The organism is Cellulomonas fimi, from assembly GCF_028527925.1.
Classification (GTDB): Bacteria; Actinomycetota; Actinomycetes; order Actinomycetales; family Cellulomonadaceae; genus Cellulomonas; species Cellulomonas fimi_C.
In genome coordinates, this window is record NZ_JAPESW010000025.1 from 40,541 (window position 1) to 57,521 (window position 16,981).

The 16,981-nt window shown below is 75.0% G+C and carries 15 protein-coding genes and 1 tRNA gene; 3 read left to right on the forward strand and 13 right to left on the reverse strand.

Annotated features, from left to right (window positions below):
* Positions 1-47 precede the first annotated feature (47 nt).
* Positions 48-1,331 (forward strand): vWA domain-containing protein, encoded by a 1,284-nt coding sequence (locus tag OMK64_RS12815; RefSeq protein WP_272728764.1) that lies wholly within the window; start codon positions 48-50, stop codon positions 1,329-1,331.
* Positions 1,332-1,433: 102 nt separating this feature from the next.
* Complete coding sequence (locus tag OMK64_RS12820; RefSeq protein WP_272728765.1) at positions 1,434-1,706, forward strand: dsRBD fold-containing protein; 273 nt, start codon at positions 1,434-1,436, stop codon at positions 1,704-1,706.
* A gap of 177 nt (positions 1,707-1,883) precedes the next feature.
* Here OMK64_RS12820 and OMK64_RS12825 read toward each other — a convergent pair whose 3' ends face one another.
* The 11 genes from OMK64_RS12825 to OMK64_RS12875 all read right to left on the reverse strand — a co-directional run bounded on the left by OMK64_RS12825 (position 1,884) and on the right by OMK64_RS12875 (position 13,598).
* Entirely contained in the window at positions 1,884-2,759 is an 876-nt protein-coding gene (locus tag OMK64_RS12825; protein WP_272728766.1) for a universal stress protein, read from the reverse strand.
* Positions 2,760-2,902: 143 nt separating this feature from the next.
* Complete coding sequence (locus OMK64_RS12830; RefSeq protein ID WP_272728767.1) at positions 2,903-3,193, reverse strand: hypothetical protein; 291 nt, start codon at positions 3,191-3,193, stop codon at positions 2,903-2,905.
* 88 nt (positions 3,194-3,281) lie between these two features.
* Complete coding sequence (gene gtfA, locus OMK64_RS12835; protein WP_272728768.1) at positions 3,282-4,787, reverse strand: sucrose phosphorylase; 1,506 nt, start codon at positions 4,785-4,787, stop codon at positions 3,282-3,284.
* Between the two features lie 32 nt (positions 4,788-4,819).
* On the reverse strand, positions 4,820-5,095 hold the full coding sequence (locus OMK64_RS12840) for a hypothetical protein (RefSeq protein WP_272728769.1): 276 nt from the start codon (positions 5,093-5,095) through the stop codon (positions 4,820-4,822).
* A gap of 115 nt (positions 5,096-5,210) precedes the next feature.
* Positions 5,211-6,005 carry an HpcH/HpaI aldolase family protein gene (locus tag OMK64_RS12845; RefSeq protein WP_272728770.1) on the reverse strand — a complete coding sequence of 265 codons (795 nt, stop codon included), beginning with the start codon at positions 6,003-6,005 and terminating at the stop codon, positions 5,211-5,213.
* Complete coding sequence (gene hpaH / locus OMK64_RS12850) at positions 5,990-6,775, reverse strand: 2-oxo-hept-4-ene-1,7-dioate hydratase (RefSeq protein ID WP_272728771.1); 786 nt, start codon at positions 6,773-6,775, stop codon at positions 5,990-5,992. The genes OMK64_RS12845 and hpaH overlap by 16 nt, the downstream gene beginning before the upstream one ends.
* Positions 6,776-6,836: 61 nt before the next feature.
* Positions 6,837-7,970: a 3,4-dihydroxyphenylacetate 2,3-dioxygenase gene (gene hpaD / locus OMK64_RS12855; protein WP_272728772.1), complete on the reverse strand. Its 1,134-nt coding sequence runs from the start codon at positions 7,968-7,970 to the stop codon at positions 6,837-6,839.
* A gap of 24 nt (positions 7,971-7,994) precedes the next feature.
* The gene (locus OMK64_RS12860; protein ID WP_272728773.1) at positions 7,995-9,563 is read right to left on the reverse strand and encodes an aldehyde dehydrogenase; all 1,569 of its coding nucleotides are present in this window, start codon (positions 9,561-9,563) and stop codon (positions 7,995-7,997) included.
* A 3-nt stretch (positions 9,564-9,566) separates the two neighbouring features.
* Positions 9,567-10,361 (reverse strand): GntR family transcriptional regulator, encoded by a 795-nt coding sequence (locus OMK64_RS12865; protein WP_272728774.1) that lies wholly within the window; start codon positions 10,359-10,361, stop codon positions 9,567-9,569.
* A complete protein-coding gene (locus tag OMK64_RS12870) occupies positions 10,343-11,869 on the reverse strand; it encodes a fumarylacetoacetate hydrolase family protein (protein ID WP_272728775.1) in 1,527 nt (508 codons plus the stop codon). The genes OMK64_RS12865 and OMK64_RS12870 overlap by 19 nt, the downstream gene beginning before the upstream one ends.
* Positions 11,870-11,942: 73 nt before the next feature.
* A complete protein-coding gene (locus OMK64_RS12875) occupies positions 11,943-13,598 on the reverse strand; it encodes a thiamine pyrophosphate-binding protein (protein WP_272728776.1) in 1,656 nt (551 codons plus the stop codon).
* Positions 13,599-13,759: 161 nt separating this feature from the next.
* Between OMK64_RS12875 and OMK64_RS12880 the strand changes: the two genes are divergently transcribed.
* On the forward strand, positions 13,760-15,664 hold the full coding sequence (locus OMK64_RS12880) for an FAD-binding monooxygenase (RefSeq protein ID WP_272728777.1): 1,905 nt from the start codon (positions 13,760-13,762) through the stop codon (positions 15,662-15,664).
* A gap of 57 nt (positions 15,665-15,721) precedes the next feature.
* Here OMK64_RS12880 and OMK64_RS12885 read toward each other — a convergent pair whose 3' ends face one another.
* Positions 15,722-16,615: a phenylalanine 4-monooxygenase gene (locus OMK64_RS12885; protein WP_272728778.1), complete on the reverse strand. Its 894-nt coding sequence runs from the start codon at positions 16,613-16,615 to the stop codon at positions 15,722-15,724.
* Positions 16,616-16,707: 92 nt separating this feature from the next.
* Positions 16,708-16,781: transfer RNA gene (locus OMK64_RS12890), tRNA-Leu, on the reverse strand.
* Positions 16,782-16,981 lie beyond the last annotated feature (200 nt).

Here is a 16,981-nt window from a genome sequence, read left to right on the forward strand (position 1 = left end):
CCCCACCGGTGCGCCAGCGCACCGCCGTCGACGACCGAGAGGACCCCATGTCCGTCACCCCGCTGTCCGCCGGCCAGAACGCGCCGCTGCCCGACACGACCGTCCGGGTCGAGGTCACGGGTGACGTCGACCTCACCGCCCTGGTCCTCGGCGCGTCGGGGAAGGTGGGCAGCGACGCCGACATGGTCTTCTTCAACCAGACCTCCGCACCCGGCGCCCGCCTGACCGGCCGCACGCTCGACCTGACCCTCGGGTCGCTGCGGCCCGGCGCCGAGCGCGTCGTGCTCGTCGCGTCGCCCGCGACCGACGGGCAGACGTTCGCCGCGGTCGGCGGCATGGCCGTCACGCTCACCTCGGGCGCGTTCGCCGCGCGGTACGCCCCCGAGGGGCTGTCGACCGAGACCGCGCTCGTGCTGTGCGAGGTGTACCTCCGCGGCGGCGCGTGGAAGGTGCGGGCCGTCGGGCAGGGCTACGCCGACGGCCTCGCCGGACTCGCCCGGGACTTCGGCGTCGACGTCGCCGACGAGCCCTCGACGCCCGCGACGCCCGCGACGCCCGCCGCTCCCGCACCGGCTGCCCCGGCACCCGCGGCCGAGCCCGCGGTGTCGCTCACCAAGGGTGCCGAGCGGCTGCCGGCCCCGATGCGCGAGACGCTCGACCTGCGCAAGAAGCTCGTCACCGTCTCCCTCGAGAAGAAGGGCGCCGCGGGCCTGCGCGCCCGCGTGATCGGCGTCCTCGACGTCTCCGGCTCGACGGCCGGGCTCTACCGGCGAGGCGTCTTCACGCGGGCCGTCGAGCGGATCATGCCCGTCGCTGCGGCGCTCGACGACGACGCCGAGATGCAGATGTTCCTCATGGGCGCCCGCGGCGTGCGCGTCGACGACCTCCAGGTCGGCGACCTCCCGCAGTGGCTCGAGCGCTGGACCAGCCGGCGGCCCGTCGAGGCCGGCGGCGTCAACAACGAGCGCGCCGTCATCGACGAGGTCCTGCGCTACGTCGCCACGCAGTCCGCCGACGTGCCGACGCTCGTGCTCTTCTTCCACGACGGCGGCGTGACCGACAACCGCGGCACCGAGGCCGCGATCCGCGCCGCGGTCCCGTCGGCGGTGTTCTGGCAGTTCATCGGCCTGGGCCGGTCCAACTACGGCATCCTCGCGCGCCTCGACGACCTGCGGGGCCGCACCGTCGACAACACCGGCTTCTTCGCCCTCGACGACATCGACGCCGTCCCCGACTCCGAGCTCTACGACCGGCTCGTGCACGAGTTCCCGGACTGGGTCCGCGCCTACTACCCGGCGGGCCACCCGGCACGCACGGCGGCCGGCCGCTGACCCGGGACCTCCGGACCACGGGCTCGGGGCCGGCACGCGGGACGATGGAGGCATCGCCAGGCGCCCACCCGGCGGCGCCGCGCCGACGGAGAGGAGCAGGCCATGTCGCACCCCTGGGACGTGACGGTCTACCTGGTCGAGACCCCCGACGCCGCGCGCGGACCCCTCACGCAGGCCCACGCGGTGCTCGCGACCGCCGACGGCACGACGCTCGACGGCTACGGCCGCGCACGCGTGCCGCGGGACACCGACGACACCACCGCGTGGGAGGCGCTCGCGGTCGCCGGTGCGCTGCGCGACCTCGCCCGCCGGCTCGCCCTCGAGGCCGGCGAGCGGTCCGGGCTCGAGCGCGAGGAGCTCCCGGCGGCCTGCTGACGGCCTGCCGACCGCCGGCCGACCCGCACGTGCGAGGACCCGGGGCTCGTCGCGGGTCCCGGGTCCTCGTGTGCCGGCGTCCGCCGGTCCGTGGCGATCGTCCACGGACCGGCCGACGCCGGGGGGGAGCGGCCGGCCACCTGCGGCTCACCGGCGCCGGCCACCCCGTGCTCGTCCTCACCCGTCGTCGTGCACGACCATCACCGGCACCGTGGCCTCGCGCAGGACCGCGCCGCTGACGGAGCCGAGCAGCATCCCGCGGAAGCTCCCCAGCCCGCGCGACCCGACGACGAGCAGCGCGGCGCCCGTGCCGAGGTGCACGAGCGCGTCCGCCGGGTCGTCGTCGACGAGCGCGAGCTCGACCTCGAGCCCGTCGTTCTCCGCGCGCAGCGCGTCCGTCACGGACGTCGCCGCGCGGTGCGTCGGGTGCTCCTCGTCGTCGGTCGCGAGCGGCGGGAGGTTGCCACGCCCGAACGGGTCGGGGATCGTCGGGCGGGCGTGCACGACCCGCAGGGGCCGCCCGAGCAGCGTGGCCTCGCGCGCGGCGAGTCGGGCGGCGACGAGCGACGCCGACGACCCGTCGACGCCGACGACGACCGCCGCGTCGACCGCGGTCGCGTGGCGGGGGTCGGAGCGGACGACCGCGACCGGGCACTGCGCGTGCGCGGCGACGTGCACCCCGGTCGAGCCGGTGCGCGCGCCGCCGGTCCGCACGCGCGCCCCGACGACGAGCAGCGCGGCGTCGGCGCTCACGTCGCGCAGGCACGGGACGACGCGGCCGTGCAGCGCGCGCGTCTCCACGGGCAGGCCCGGGTGGCGCTCCTCGACGAGGCGCGCCTGCTCGTCGAGGTACTCCTTGACCTCGGTGCCGAGGTCGCGGGTGTCGACGACCGGGTACCAGCTCCACGCCATCGTCTGCCAGGAGTCGTCGAGCACGCGCACCAGCAGGAGCGCGGCGTGCCGCCGCTCGGCCTCGTGGACCGCCCAGTCGAGAGTCAGTGTGCTGTGCGGTGAGCCGTCGAGGGCGACGACCACCGGTCCGTCGGCACGCATGTCTGCCTCCTCCGCTCCGGCGGCGGCCGGGGGCCGGCAGTGCGTCGGCCTCGGTGCCGCGTCCCTTCCAGGCTCCGCCGCGCGGGCGCCCGCGACCCGGGACCTGGGTCCCGAATGTCGCGGTCCGTGTGGTCGCGGCGGGCTCAGCGGGCCGTGTGCGCCGTGAGGCGGCCTGTCGTGCGGACCTCGACCGGCACGCCGTCGACCACCTCGGGCACGTGCACGCCCGGGTGGACGACGTTGACGCGCAGCGCGTACCCGTCGCCCCGGCGCGTCAGGCCGACCCCGCACACGCCGGGGCGCCCGCGAAGGACACGGCAGAGACGTTCCTGGGCTCGCCGCGCGGCCACGAGCGCGTCGTGCGCCGTGACGAGCGAGGGTGCGTCGTGCGGGCCGTGGTCGTCGTGCATGTCGTGCCGTGGGCGCGTCGTCATGGTCCTCACCGCCCTCCTGCTCCCAGCGCACCGCACCGGCCGCCCGGTCACGAGGGGCGAAGGTCCCCGCCGGTCGGACCGGCGGCCGTCACCACGCCCCGGGAAGGGCGAGCAGGTCGTCGCACGCACCCGAGGCGCCGTCGGCGCCGGTCCACGTCACGTGCGTCGCACCCGTCGCGAGGTCCACGTCGAGCGACACCACCGCCGCCCCCGCGCGCCTGGTCAGCGACAGCCGCGTCCCGTCCAGCCCGACCTCGACGTCGCCGCCGAACGCCGGGTGCGCGTTGCGGAACCGGCACAGCGCGAGCAGCGCCCGCACCACCGGCCGGTCGAGCGCGCCGGCGACCTCGTCGGGGGTGTAGTGGTGCCGGTTCACGTCCCGGCCGACGCCCGTGCGTGCGAGCAGGTCGACGTCGTTGCCGCCCGCCAGCGCGCCCACGTAGTAGACCTGCGGGATCCCGGGCGTGAACAGCTGCACCGCACGCGCCGCCAGGTACCGCCGGTCGTCGCGGCCCAGCGCGTCGTAGAACGTCGAGTTCACCTGGTACAGGTCGAGGTTCGACGCCGCCGCGCCCGTGGCCCGCGCCGACGCACCGCCCGTGCGCGCGTGGATCCCCTCCACGAGCTCGTCGACCTGCGCCGGTGTCAGCAGCCCTGGCCGCTCGGGCTCGCCCGGCTCGACCGTCTGGTCCGGCCCGACGTCGATCACCCCGATCCCGTCGTGCGTGTCCAGCACCGTCACCGCGTTCGCGGGCCGCATCCCGAGCCACCTCACGAGCGCCGACCCGTCGCCCGTGTACAGCGCGTGCAGCACCAGCGGCGGCAGCGCGAAGTCGTACACGAGGTCCACCGACCGCCCGATCCGCACCTGCCGCTCGTAGTACGCGTGCACCTCGACCAGCACGTCCACCCCGCGCGCGCGGGCCTGCGCCGTGAAGTCCTCGATGAACGCGAACGTCTCCGGTGTCATGAAGCACGTCGTCCCCGGCGTCTTCACCGCGTACCCGACCGCGTCCAGCCGCACCAGTCGCACGCCGGCGCCCGCGACCGCGTCGAGGATCGACGTCAGGTACGCGCGCCCTGCCTCGGCGTGCACGTCGATGTCGACCTGCTGCGGCGTGAACGTCGTCCACACGTACCGCAGCCGGTCCCCGAGCCGGACGGGCGTGAACGGCAGGCCCGGCCGCGGCCGGTAGATCCGCGTCAGGTCGTCCTCCGTCGCACCGCCCGGGAACACCGACGACATCGTGAGGAACATCGACGCGTGCGGGGACGCCTCACCGCGCTCGCGGACGTCGCGGAACCAGGAGGAGTCGGCGGAGACGTGGTTGACGATGAGGTCGACGACCACGTCGTGCGTCCGCGCGAGGTCGCGCACGTCGTCCCAGGTGCCGAGCCGCGGGTCGACCTGGGTGTGGTCGACGGGGTCGAAGCCCGCGTCGGCGCCGTCGAAGGGTGTGAAGAACGGCAGGACGTGCACGCCGCCGAAGACGCCGTCGAGCGCGGGGGAGCGCAGGAGCCGCGCGAGTCCGGGCAGGTCGCCCGCGAGGCGGTCGGCGTAGGTGATGAGCTGGACCTGGTCGCGCAGCGGCATGCCGTCCTCCTCGGGCGTGCGCCCGACCGTCCCTACCGGGGCGTGGCGGTGAACCCGGCGGGCGCGCCGGGGTGGATGTCCCAGGTGCGGACGTCCTTGCCGACGCCGTCCTCGCTCTTCTCGAAGAGCCGGACCGCGCCGTCGGCGTGGACGGAGATGCCGCGGATGACGTGCGCCCCGGTGACGCCCTCGACGGCGACCGCCACGACGCCGTCGAAGTCGCTCAGGCTCGACGGGGACCGGTCGTTGACCGTGCGGACCGCGTAGGGGACGCCGGAGGCGACCAGCGCGGGGGTCGGGTAGGTCATGGAGGGACCTCCACCTCTGCTTGGTGGGCCGCCGCGGGGCCGGCGCTACGTCGATGGTGAGGCACCCGGCGCGGTGTGGCGAGCGCTGGGCGGGGTCGGTCCGCCTGTCGGTCGGTCAGGCGTCCGGCGGGCGGTCGGGCGCGAACCGCGCGGCGAGGTGCTCGGAGCCGCGCGCGAGCAGCACGACGTCGGCGCCGACGGCCACGAACGACGCCCCGGCCTGGACGTACGCGTCGGCGAGAGTCGGGTCGAACGCGTTGACGCCGACCGGTGTGCCGGCCGCGCGGACCGCGTCGAACGTGCGGTGGACCGCGGCGACGACGTCGGGGTGGTCCTGCTGCCCGAGCAGCCCCATCGACGCGGCGAGGTCGGACGGGCCGACGAAGACCCCGTCGACGCCGTCGACCGCCGCGATCTCGCCCGCGGCGTCGACGCCCTGCGCGGTCTCGACCTGGACGACGAGCGACACGTGCCGGTCGGCGTCCCGGAGGTACCCCTCGACGCGGCTCCACCGGGTGGAGCGGGCGAGCGCGCCACCGACGCCGCGTCGTCCGTGCGGCGGGTACCGGACGGCCGCGACGGCGGCGCGCGCCTCGTCCGCGGTGGACACCATCGGGACGAGCACGTTCTGCGCGCCGAGGTCGAGGACCTGCTTGATCATCACGGGGTCGGCGGCCGGGACGCGCACGACGGGGGTCACCGGGTACGCGGCGAGGACCTGGAGCTGCGCGAGCACCGACTCCAGGCCGTTGGGCGCGTGCTCCATGTCGACGAGCACCCAGTCGAGGCCGGACCCGGCGCAGATCTCGGCGACGAGCGGACTGCCCGTGCACACCCACATGCCGACGAGCGGCCGGTCGGCACGGCCCGCGAGGGCGTCGCGGAACGTCGGGGTCAGTCGAAGCGGCACGAGAGGGTCCCCAGGTCGTGGAAGTCGGCCAGGACGGTGTCGCCCCGGTGCACCCACATCGGGCGCGTGAACGAGCCGGCGAGGACGAGCTCGCCCGCGTCGAGGCGCTCGCCGTGCTGCGCGAGCTTGTTCGCGAGCCACGCCACCCCGCGCGCGGGGTGGCCGAGCACGGCTCCCGCGACGCCGGACTCCTCGATGGTCCCGTTGCGGTGCAGCAGCGCGGCGACCCAGCGCAGGTCGACGTCGTCGGGACGCACGGGCCTGCCGCCGTGCACCATGGCGCCCATCGCGGCGTTGTCGCTGATCGTGTCGACGATCGTGCGGCCCTCGAGCGCGATGCGCGACGACAGGATCTCGAGCGCGGGCGTGACGTACTCGGTCGCGCGCAGCACGTCGAAGACCGTCGCGTGGGGCCCGTCGACGGGCGCGGCGAGGAGGAACGCGAGCTCGACCTCGACGCGCACGTTCGAGAACCGCCCGTGCTCGAGGACAGCGCCGTCCTCGTGGATCATGTCGGCGAGGATCGCGCCGTAGTCGGGCTCGTCGATGCCGGTCGCGGCCTGCATGACCTTCGACGTGAGCCCGATCTTGCGCCCGACGTGCCGCCTCCCCGCGGCCAGGGCGCGACGCCGCCACTCGGCCTGGACCGTGTAGGCGTCGTCGACGGTCATGCCCGGGTGGCGCGCGGTGAGCAGCGGCACGGTCGTGCGGTCGCGCTCGGCGGCGGCGAGCTCGTCGGCGATGTCGGCGACCGCGTCGGGCGTCAGCACGGGACGCCTCGACGCGACCGGATCGGGTGGCCCGCCTGGCCAGGCCCGCGGCGTGCGCGCGTCACAGCTGGTGCCCCAGCTTGTACTCGCCCTGCTTCCACGCGGGCAGGTCGCCGGCGTCCTCGGGGCGCGTGTAGGAGAACCCGTCGGCGCCGATGGTGACGGCCATCTCGGTGGAGTCGGTGCGCGCGACGACGGGCTGCGGCTCGCCGTCGAGGTCGAGGACGAGCGACGCCTCGGTGTACCAGGACGGCACGACGGGGTTGCCCCACCAGTCGCGCCGCTGGTTGTCGTGCACGTCCCACGTGACGACGGGGTTGTCGGGGTCGCCCGTCCAGTAGTCCTGCGTGTAGATCTCGACGCGGTGCCCGTCGGGGTCGCGCAGGTACAGGTAGAACGCGTTGGACACCCCGTGCCGCCCGGGGCCGCGCTCGATCCGGTCGGACAGCCGCAGCGCGCCGAGCCGGTCGCAGATCGCGAGGACGTCGTGCTTCTCGTGCGTCGCGAACGCGACGTGGTGCAGGCGTGGCCCGTCGCCGCCGGTCATCGCCGTGTCGTGCACGGTGGGCTTGCGGCGCATCCACGCCGCGTACGTGGTCCCGTCGGCGTCCTGGATGTCCTCGGTGACGCGGAACCCGAGGTCCTCCATGTACCGCACCGCGCGCGGCACGTCGGGGGTGACCTGGTTGACGTGGTCGAGGCGCACGAGCGGGCCGGGTGGTTGGAGGTCGTACCGCCAGGACAGCCGCTCGACGTGCGTGACGTCGTGGACGAACTCGTACGGGAACCCGAGCGGGTCCTGCACGCGCACGCAGTCGCCGACCCCCGTGGTGAACCCGTCGCGTCGCCGCTCGACCCGGCACCCGAGCTCGGAGTAGAACGCGACGGCCCGGTCGAGGTCCTGCGGGGCGCGCACGCGGTAGGTGAGGGCCGCCGCCGCCGCGACGGGCCCCTGCCGCAGCACGAGGTTGTGGTGGAGGAACTCGTCGAACGTGCGCAGGTGCAGCGTGGTCGGGTCCTGCGCGGTCACGACGAGCCCGAGCACGTCGACGTAGAAGTGCCGCGCCGCGGCGAGGTCGGTGACGACGAGCTCGACGGACAGCGCGCGCAGCACGTCGGGCGGTGGCGAGGTGGGGGTCGGGATGAAGCGGGCGTCGTCCGGACGACCGCCCGGCGGCGTGGGGGTGGCGTTCACGGCGTGCGCCTCTCGTCGTCGGGGTCAGCGCGGGTCGGGGTCGTCGAGGTCGGCGGGTGGGTGCGCGGCGACCTTGCCGAACGTCGGGTTGTGCACCGGGCCGAGCGTCACGTGGACGGCCTGCTGGTGCGTGTAGAAGTCGATCGAGCGGTACCCGCCCTCGTGGCCCAGCCCGGACGCCTTGACGCCGCCGAACGGGGTGCGCAGGTCGCGCACGTTGTTGCTGTTGAGCCAGACCATGCCCGCCTCCACGCCGTGCGCGAACGTGTGCGCCCGTCGCAGGTCGTTGGTCCACACGTACGCCGCGAGCCCGTACCGGACGCCGTTCGCGAGCGCGAGGGCCTCGGCGTCGGTGTCGAACGGCGTGATCGCGACTACGGGTCCGAAGATCTCCTCCTGGAAGATCCGCGCGTCGGGCGGGACGTCCGCGAACACGGTCGGCGCGACGTAGCTGCCGGTCGGGAACCCGTCCGGCCTCCCGCCGCCCGCGACCAGCCGTGCCTCGCTCTTCCCGACGTCGATGTACGACATGACCTTGGCGACGTGCTCCGGGTGCACGAGCGCCCCCACCTCGGTCGCGGGGTCGTGCGGCGGCCCGACCACGACGCGCTCCGCCTGCGCCGCGAACCGCTCGACGAACTCGTCGTACACCGACCGCTCGACGAGGATCCGGCTGCCCGCGGTGCACCGCTCCCCGTTGAGGGAGAACACCCCGAAGATCGTCGCGTCGACCGCCGCCTCGAGGTCCGCGTCCGCGAACACGACCGCGGGGGACTTGCCGCCGAGCTCCATCGACAGGCCCTTGAGGTGCGGGGCCGCGTTGGCGAAGATCGTCTGCCCCGTGCGGCTCTCGCCCGTGAACGAGATGAGCGGTACGTCCGGGTGCCGCACGAGCGCGTCGCCCGCCTCCTCGCCGAGGCCGTGCACCAGGTTGAACACGCCCGTCGGCAGGCCCGCCTCGGCGAAGATCCCCGCCCACAGCGACGCCGACAGCGGCGTGAACTCCGCGGGCTTCAGCACGACCGTGTTGCCCGTCGCGAGGGCCGGCGCGAGCTTCCACGACTCGAGCATGAACGGCGTGTTCCACGGCGTGATCAGCCCCGCGACACCGATCGGCTTGCGGTTCACGTAGTTGAGCTGCCGCCCGGGCACCTTGAACGCGTCGTCCGTCTGCGCGACCACGAGGTCCGCGAAGAACCGGAAGTTCTCCGCCGCCCGCCGCGCCTGCCCGAGCGCCTGCGTGATCGGCAGACCCGAGTCGAAGCTCTCCAGCTCCGCCAGCCGCGCGTCGCGGGACTCGACGACGTCCGCGACCTCGTGCAGGACGCGCGAGCGCTCGCGGGGGAGCATCCGCGGCCAGGGTCCCTCCTCGAACGCCTGCCGCGCCGACGCGACGGCGCGGTCGACGTCGGCGGCGGTGCCGCGCGCGGCCCGCAGGTACGTGCGCTGGGTGACGGGGTCGAGGACGTCGAACGTGGCACCGTCGACCGAGTCGACGTCCTCGCCGCCGATGTGGTGCCGCACCCGGTCCGGCAGGTCCGCCGGGACGTGCGGTGCGGCCGGCGCGCCGGGGCGGTCGTGCGTGGTGGGCATCGCTCACCTCTCCGGGGGTGTCACGCCGGTCGCGTCCGGCGCGGGTTCGGGGTGCTCGCGCGCCAGGTAGGCCGCGAGCGTGGCGGACCGGTGCGCGCGGGCGGCGCGTTCGACGTCGGCCGGTGACGCGCCCGACGCGATCAGGTCGAGCAGCGCCTCGTGCTCCCGGACGGACTCGCGCGCGCGGCCCGGCACGAACGTGAACGTCGAGTCGCGCAGGTGCCCCAGACGCGCCCACTCGGCGTCGACGAGCGCGAGCAGCCGCGGGTTGGGGCACGCCGCGAACAGGACCGCGTGGAACCGGTGGTTGAGCGACGTGAACAGCCGCGGGTCGAAGTCGTCGAGGCAGTCCACGAGGCGCCGGTTGACGCGCCGCGCCTGCGCCACGTGCTCCGCGGTGAGGTGCGGCGCGGCGAGCGCGGTCGCGGCGCCCTCGAGCATCGCGAGCGTCTCCATGCTGTGCCGGTACTGCGTGTCGTCGATGAGCGAGACGCGCGCGCCGACGTGCCGCTCGAACGTCACGAGCCCCTCGGCCTCGAGCCGCCGGATCGCCTCGCGCACCGGCACGACGCTCATGCCGAGCTCGTCCGCGATCGTGCCGAGCACGAGCCGGTGGCCCGGCGTGTACTGCTCGCCCGCGATGCGCTCGCGAAGCCAGCGGTACGCCTGCTCCGACTTGCCGGCGGCCGTCGACGACCCGGCCCGCGGGCGGGCCGGCGGCCCGGCAGGCGCGACGGACCGCGGCCCGGGCGTCCGGGCCGGCGCGCTCGGGATGGCGTTCACCGGGTGCGGCGCCACGCGTCGTACCTCGCTCTCCACGTCGCGTCCATCGGGAACAGCCCGTCGACGGCGTGCCCCGCCGCGACCTGCTCGGCGACCCACGCGTCCTCCTCCTCCTGCGCGAGGGCCGCGTCGACGACCTCCGCGACGAGCGCCGGCGGGATGACGACGACACCGTCCGCGTCGCCCACGAGCACGTCGCCCGGCTCGACGGTCGTCCCGCCGCACGCGACCGCGACGTCGACGTCCCACGGCACGTGCAGGCGCCCCAGCACCGCCGGGTGCGCCCCCGCCGCGTAGACCGGGATGCCGACGGCCGCGACCGCGTCGCGGTCCCGCACCGCACCGTCGGTGACGATCCCCGCCGCCCCGCGCACGTGCGCGCGCAGCGCCAGGACGTCGCCGAGCGTGCCCGCGTCGGCCTGGCCGCGGGCCTCGATGACGAGCACCTCACCGGGACCCACCGCGTCGAACGCCCGCTTCTGTGCGTTCTGCCCGCCGCCGTGCCGTGCGAACAGGTCCTCACGGCCCGGCAGGAGCCGCAGCGTGCGCGCGGTGCCCACGAGCCGCGTCCCCGGGTTCAGCGGCCGCACCCCGTCGACCGTGACCCGGTCCAGCCCGCGCCTGCGCAGCTGCGAGCTCAGCGCCGCGACCGGCACGTGCGCGAGCTTCTCGCGCAGCTCGGGCGTCAGCGCACCCGTTCCCGTCACCGGGTCGAGCCCGGCGGCGTCGCGCGACCCCCACGCCTCGGCGCGCTGGTGGTCGTCGACCGCGGGCAGCGCGCCGACAGCCGCGTCGAACGCGTGCGTCCCCTCGACGACCGTCGTCACGAGCCGACCCGTCGTCGGCGAGCCCGGTGCGTCGGGCGCGTCCACCTCGACCTCGACCACGTCACCGGGCCGCAGCACCGACGACCCCGCGGGCGTCCCGGTGAGCACCACGTCGCCCGGCTCGAGCGTGAGGTGCTGCGACAGGTCCGCGACCATCTGCGTGAGCGGGAACAGCAGCCCCGCGGTCGTGTCGTCCTGCCGCAGCTCACCGTTCACCCACGTCCGCACGCGCAGCGCCGACGGGTCGAGCGGCGCCGCGTCGAGCAGCCGCGGACCGAGCGGCGTGAACCCGTCGCCGCCCTTCGACCGCAGGTTCGACCCGCGGTCCGCCGCCCGCAGGTCGTACAGCCCGAGGTCGTTCGCCGCGGTCACCCACCCGACGTGCGCCCACGCCTCCTGCGCCGACACGCGGCGGGCGGGTCGCCCGATCACGAGCGCCACCTCACCCTCGAACGCGAGCAGCTCCGTCCCCGCCGGCCGCTCGACCGTGCCGCCCGACGCGGCCACCGAGCTCGACGGCTTGAGGAAGTACGACGGCTGCGCCGGCCGGCGCCCCCGCTGGTCCGCGCGCGACACGTAGCTCAGGTGCACCGCGACCACCTTCCCCGGGCGCCCCGGGAGCGCGGCGAACCTCGGGTCGACCGCGTCCCCGCCCGTGGCCCGCTCCGGGGCCTGCTCGGAGGCCTGCTCGGACATCCGCACCTCCGCGTCCTTCGTTCGACGGAACCCGTCACGACCGCGGGCACCGGCGCTCGCGGACGCGTGCTGCTCAGCTGTTCGCCCGCACGATCTCCTCCTGGTACGGCGCGACGACGCCGGGGGAGACGACGAGGTCGAGCAGCAGGAAGGGGCGTTCGCCGGCGGGTCGCGTGGCCCAGTCGGCGAGGGCGTCGAGGTCCTCGAGCGTCCGCACGGTCACGCCGTGCGCACCGACGGCCGTCGCGAGGCCCGCGAAGTCGACCGCGGGGATGAGCATGGGCTCGCGCACCAGGCCCTTGCGCCCGTAGACGTGCACCTCGGCGCCGTACGCGGCGTCGTTCCACACGACGGCCATCCCGCGCCCACCCGCGACGCGCACCGCCGACTCCAGGTCGGCGAGCGCCATGAGCCCGCCACCGTCCCCCGACGTGAGCACGACGGTCGCGTCGGGCCGTGCGAGCGCCGCGCCCACGACGCTCGGGAAGCCGAGGCCGATCGACTGGAACGCGGTGCCGACCATGATCATGCGGTCGGGCGACGCCACCGGCCAGTACATGTTCGCCCACGCGATGAAGTGCCCGCCGTCGGACACGACGACCCGGTCGGTCGGCAGCAGGGAAGCGATGCGCGCGGCCGCCGAGCGGGGGTCGAGCCGACCGTCGGGCGCGGTGCCCGTCCCGGGCTCGTGCCGGCGCGCGGCCGCCACGTCCACGGACTCGCGCCACCCGCTCGGCGTCGCGTCGGGCCGCGCGTGCAGCTCGTCGAGGACCGCCGCCGCGACCGTCGCCGCGTCGCCCCGCACGTACCCGCCCACGTGCGGGTGCGTCGCCGCGGGCGCGACGTCCACCTGCAGCACGCGCGTGCCCGGCGCGAACAGCTCGCCGAACCGCATTGTGAACTGGTTGAGCGACGCCCCGACGACGAGCGCGACGTCCGCCTCGCGCACGAGCCCCATCGCGCCGCGCGCACCGAACCCGCCCGCCACGCCGAGGTCGAACTCGGGCCGCGGGAAGACGCCCTGACCGAGCGCCGTCGTGACCGTCAGCGCACCCGTCGCGTCCGCGATCTTCCCGAGCACGTCGCCCGCGCCCGCGAGCCACGCACCCCGTCCCGCCAGGAGCAGCGGTCGCCGCGCCGACGCCAGCGCCGCCGCGACCTCCCGCACGGTCGCGTCCGCGAACGGGCCCCGCGGCGCGAGCGGCCCCGGCAGCCGCGGCTCGGGCACGTCGGGCACCGGGCCCGCGTCGAGCGTCGCGACGTCGTAGGGGATCGCCAGCACCGTCGGCACCCGGTACGTCAGCGCGTGCTCGACCGCGATCGCCGTCGTCGCCGCCGCGTCCGCACGCCCCACCGTGTACGTGCGGGCACCGACCGCCGACGCCATCGCGATCTGGTCCACGTCCCACGGGCGCGGCCCCGACGTGGGCTCGTCGCCCACCACGAGCACGAGCGGCACGTGCGCCTGCACCGCCTCGGCCAGCGCCGTGAGCGTGTTGGTGAACCCCGCGCCGTACGTCGTCGTCGCCGCCGCGAGCCGCCCCGACGCCCGGTGGTGCGCGTCCGCCGCGACCACGGCCCCCGACTCGTGCCGCACCGGCGTGAACGTCGCCGACGTCTGCCGCGCGAGCGCGTCGAGGAAGTGCGCGTTGCCGTTGCCCATGACCCCGAACACGTGGTCCACGTGCGCGGCGAGGGTGACCGCGGCGTGCGCGGAGACCGAGGGCATCGCCGACCTCCTCGTCGAACGTCGGGCCCACGCCGTCGTGGGACCGTCCGCTCGGCACTCTATCCACCGCCGTATACGATCCGCACGAGGGAGGTCCACGCGACCGACCGGCGCGCCACGCCTCCCACCGCCTCGACAACGACGTCCGGGGGAGTCGCACCATGCAGTTCCACCACCACGGCTACGTCTCGGGCGACCCCCGCGTCCAGCCCGCCGCCGGCGTCGGCCTCGACCGCCCCGACGACCTGCCCGACGAGGTCGACGTCCTCATCGTCGGCACCGGACCCGCCGGCATGATCGCCGCCGCGCAGCTCTCCCAGTTCCCCGACGTCACCACCCGCATCGTCGACCGCCGCCCCGGACGCCTCGCCATCGGCCAGGCCGACGGCATCCAGGCCCGCAGCGTCGAGACCTTCCAGGCGTTCGGCTTCGCCGGCCGCATCGCCGAGGAGGCCTACCGCATCACCGAGATGTGCTTCTGGCACCCCGACCCCGCCGACCCCACCCGCATCGTCCGCGGCGAACGCCCGCCCGACGACCCGTCCGGCATCAGCGAGTTCCCCCACCTCATCGTCAACCAGGCCCGGGTCCTCGACCACTTCGCCGAGTACATGGCCAACGCCCCCACCCGCATGCGGCCCGACTACGGCTACGCCTTCCGCGACCTGCACGTCGACGACCACGGCGACCACCCCGTCACCGTCCACCTCACCCGCACCGCCGGCGACGACACCGGCACCGAGAAGACCGTCCGCGCGCGCTACGTCCTCGGCGCCGACGGTGCCCACAGCGACGTCCGCCGCGCCATCGGCTGCGTCCCCCGCGGCGACTCCGCGTTCCACGCCTGGGGCGTCATGGACGTCCTCGCCGTCACCGACTTCCCCGACATCCGCCTCAAGTGCGCCATCCAGTCCGGCACCGGCGGCAGCATCCTGCTCATCCCCCGCGAGGGCGGACACCTCTTCCGCATGTACGTCGACCTCGGCGAGGTCCACCCCGACACCCGCGACGCCGTCCGCGCCACCACGATCGACCAGATCGTCGACCACGCCAACGCCATCCTGCGGCCCTACACGCTCGACGTCCGCTCCGTCGCCTGGCACAGCGTCTACGAGGTCGGCCACCGCGTCACCGACCGCTTCGACGACGTCCCCCTCGACCAGCGCGGCACCCGCACCCCCCGCGTCTTCATCGCCGGCGACGCCTGCCACACCCACAGCGCCAAGGCCGGCCAGGGCATGAACGTCTCCATGCAGGACGGCTTCAACCTCGCCTGGAAGCTCGGCCACGTCCTGACCGGCCGCAGCCCCGAGACCCTCCTCGCCACCTACTCCGCCGAACGCCAGGTCATCGCCCAGAACCTCATCGACTTCGACCGCGAGTGGTCCTCCCTCATGGCCCGCAAGCCCGAGGACCTCGACCCCGGCGAGCTCGCCGCCTTCTACGTCCGCACCACCGAGTTCCTCTTCGGCTTCATGACGCAGTACCCGCCCTCGATGCTCGTCGCCGCACCCACCCACCAGAACCTCGCCACCGGCTTCCCCCTCGGCAAACGGTTCAAGTCCGCCCCCGTCGTCCGCGTCGCCGATGCCAACCCCCTGCACCTCGGCCACCAGCACCGCGCCGACGGCCGCTGGCGCGTCTACGCCTTCGCCGACCGACCCGCCGCGGGGGAGCGGTCCGCGCTCGCGGACTGGGCCGACTGGATGGCGACGTCGCCCGAGTCACCCGTCCTCGCGCACGCGCGCGACGGCGACGCGCTCGACGCACTTCTCGACGTCAAGGTCGTCTACCAGCAGCGGCACGTCGACGTCGACATCACGGCGGTGCCCGCGCTGTTCCTCCCGCGCACGGGCCCGTTCGCGCTCGTCGACTACGAGAAGGTCTTCGCCACGCACCCCGACGACGACGTCTTCGACCTGCGCGGCGTCGACCGCGCCGGCTGCGTCGTCGTCGTCCGCCCCGACCAGTACGTCGCCGCCGTCCTGCCGCTCGACGCGACCGCGGACCTCGCGGCCTTCTTCCGGCAGCACCTGCTCGTCCAGACGCGCGAGCCCGTCGCCTGACGTCGCCGACGGTCCGCGGCGGGCCGGCGCAGCCCGACCCGCCGCGCCCGCCGTCCGTCAGACGCGCGCGGCCTCGCGCGCGAGCCGTGCCGGCGTCTCGTCGTCGAAGTCCGCGAAGAACCCCGCGACCCGGTCGGTGAGCTCACCCATCCCGTCGCACGCGAACAGGATCGGCTGGTAGTGGCTGATGTCGTACGCGAGCGTCGCCATCTGGTGGAAGTCCACCGGCCGGATGTCCGCGCCGCGGAACTCCTCGATCTCCCCGTACGACGAGAGCAGCCCCGCCCCGTACGCGCGCAGCTCACCGTGCTCGTACATCACGCCGAACTCGATCGTGAACCAGAAGACGTCCGCGACGTACTGCAGCCCCTCGGGCGTCTCGCACCGCCGCGCGGCCTCGCCGGCACGCCGCTTGACGTCCGCGATCGCCGGGTTCGCCAGGAGATTGCAGTGCCCCACGACCTCGTGGAGGATGTCCGGCTCCGGCGTGTAGAGCGGCTGCGACGCGTGCCGCAGGTACTGCGTCGAGTGGAACACCCCGTCCGCGAGCGACCCGTAGAACACGTCGAGCGGGACGAGCCCGGCGGCCGGGTGGAGCCGGAACGCGCTGAGCGGCATGAGTCCCGCACTGACCTCGTCGAGCTGCGGCACGTGGTCCGTCGGCAGCGCGAGGGCCTCCTTGCCCTCGAGGTAGCCCCGGATCGCGAGCCGCTCGTGCTTCGGCGCGAGCTCCCGGCACACGGTCGCCCAGATCTGGTTCTCGGTGTCCGTGTACTCGACGCGCGGCACCGGCTCGCCCGGCCGCCACGCGAGCGCCGGCGCCGCGATCTCGTCGCGACGTCGCCGGTACTCCTCGTCCTTCGCACCGGGATGGTCGTCCGCGAGGTGAACCCTGGCCTTGCCGTCCTCGTCCGCGGTGACGGGGGCGTACAGCTGGCCCTCTTCGAACATGCGACCCGTTCTACGCCTCGCGGACGCGCTGCGCATCCCCCTGCCGGGGGCTGCCGGTGGCGCCGTCCGTCGACGACGGCCGGTCGCACGGGTGCCCCGAGTGGGATTCGAACCCACACTGGATCGGGTTTGAGCCGAACGCCTCTGCCGGTTGGGCTATCGGGGCCAGGGCGCCAGGATAGACGCGAACCGGAGCCGTCCGACCCGGCACCACCAGCACGCGGACACCGGGCGGGCCCGGCACGGAGCGGGGCCACGCGGACGACGCACCGTGCCGCGAGCACCGCCGCCGACCCGCCCCGTCGGGCGAGCGGCGCACGTCACAGCACGTGTTGCCCGCAACCCGCCCACCCACGGCGACTACGC

Excerpts from the sequence above, each read along its gene's own strand:
- OMK64_RS12815 (WP_272728764.1), top strand. The coding sequence starts at position 48 with ATGTCCGTCACCCCGCTGTCCGCCGGCCAGAACGCGCCGCTGCCCGAC.
- OMK64_RS12820 (WP_272728765.1), top strand. The coding sequence starts at position 1,434 with ATGTCGCACCCCTGGGACGTGACGGTCTACCTGGTCGAGACCCCCGAC.
- OMK64_RS12825 (WP_272728766.1), bottom strand. The coding sequence starts at position 2,759 with ATGCGTGCCGACGGACCGGTGGTCGTCGCCCTCGACGGCTCACCGCAC.
- OMK64_RS12830 (WP_272728767.1), bottom strand. The coding sequence starts at position 3,193 with ATGACGACGCGCCCACGGCACGACATGCACGACGACCACGGCCCGCAC.
- gtfA (WP_272728768.1), bottom strand. The coding sequence starts at position 4,787 with ATGCCGCTGCGCGACCAGGTCCAGCTCATCACCTACGCCGACCGCCTC.
- OMK64_RS12840 (WP_272728769.1), bottom strand. The coding sequence starts at position 5,095 with ATGACCTACCCGACCCCCGCGCTGGTCGCCTCCGGCGTCCCCTACGCG.
- OMK64_RS12860 (WP_272728773.1), bottom strand. The coding sequence starts at position 9,563 with ATGCCCACCACGCACGACCGCCCCGGCGCGCCGGCCGCACCGCACGTC.
- OMK64_RS12870 (WP_272728775.1), bottom strand. The coding sequence starts at position 11,869 with ATGTCCGAGCAGGCCTCCGAGCAGGCCCCGGAGCGGGCCACGGGCGGG.
- OMK64_RS12875 (WP_272728776.1), bottom strand. The coding sequence starts at position 13,598 with ATGCCCTCGGTCTCCGCGCACGCCGCGGTCACCCTCGCCGCGCACGTG.
- OMK64_RS12880 (WP_272728777.1), top strand. The coding sequence starts at position 13,760 with ATGCAGTTCCACCACCACGGCTACGTCTCGGGCGACCCCCGCGTCCAG.
- OMK64_RS12885 (WP_272728778.1), bottom strand. The coding sequence starts at position 16,615 with ATGTTCGAAGAGGGCCAGCTGTACGCCCCCGTCACCGCGGACGAGGAC.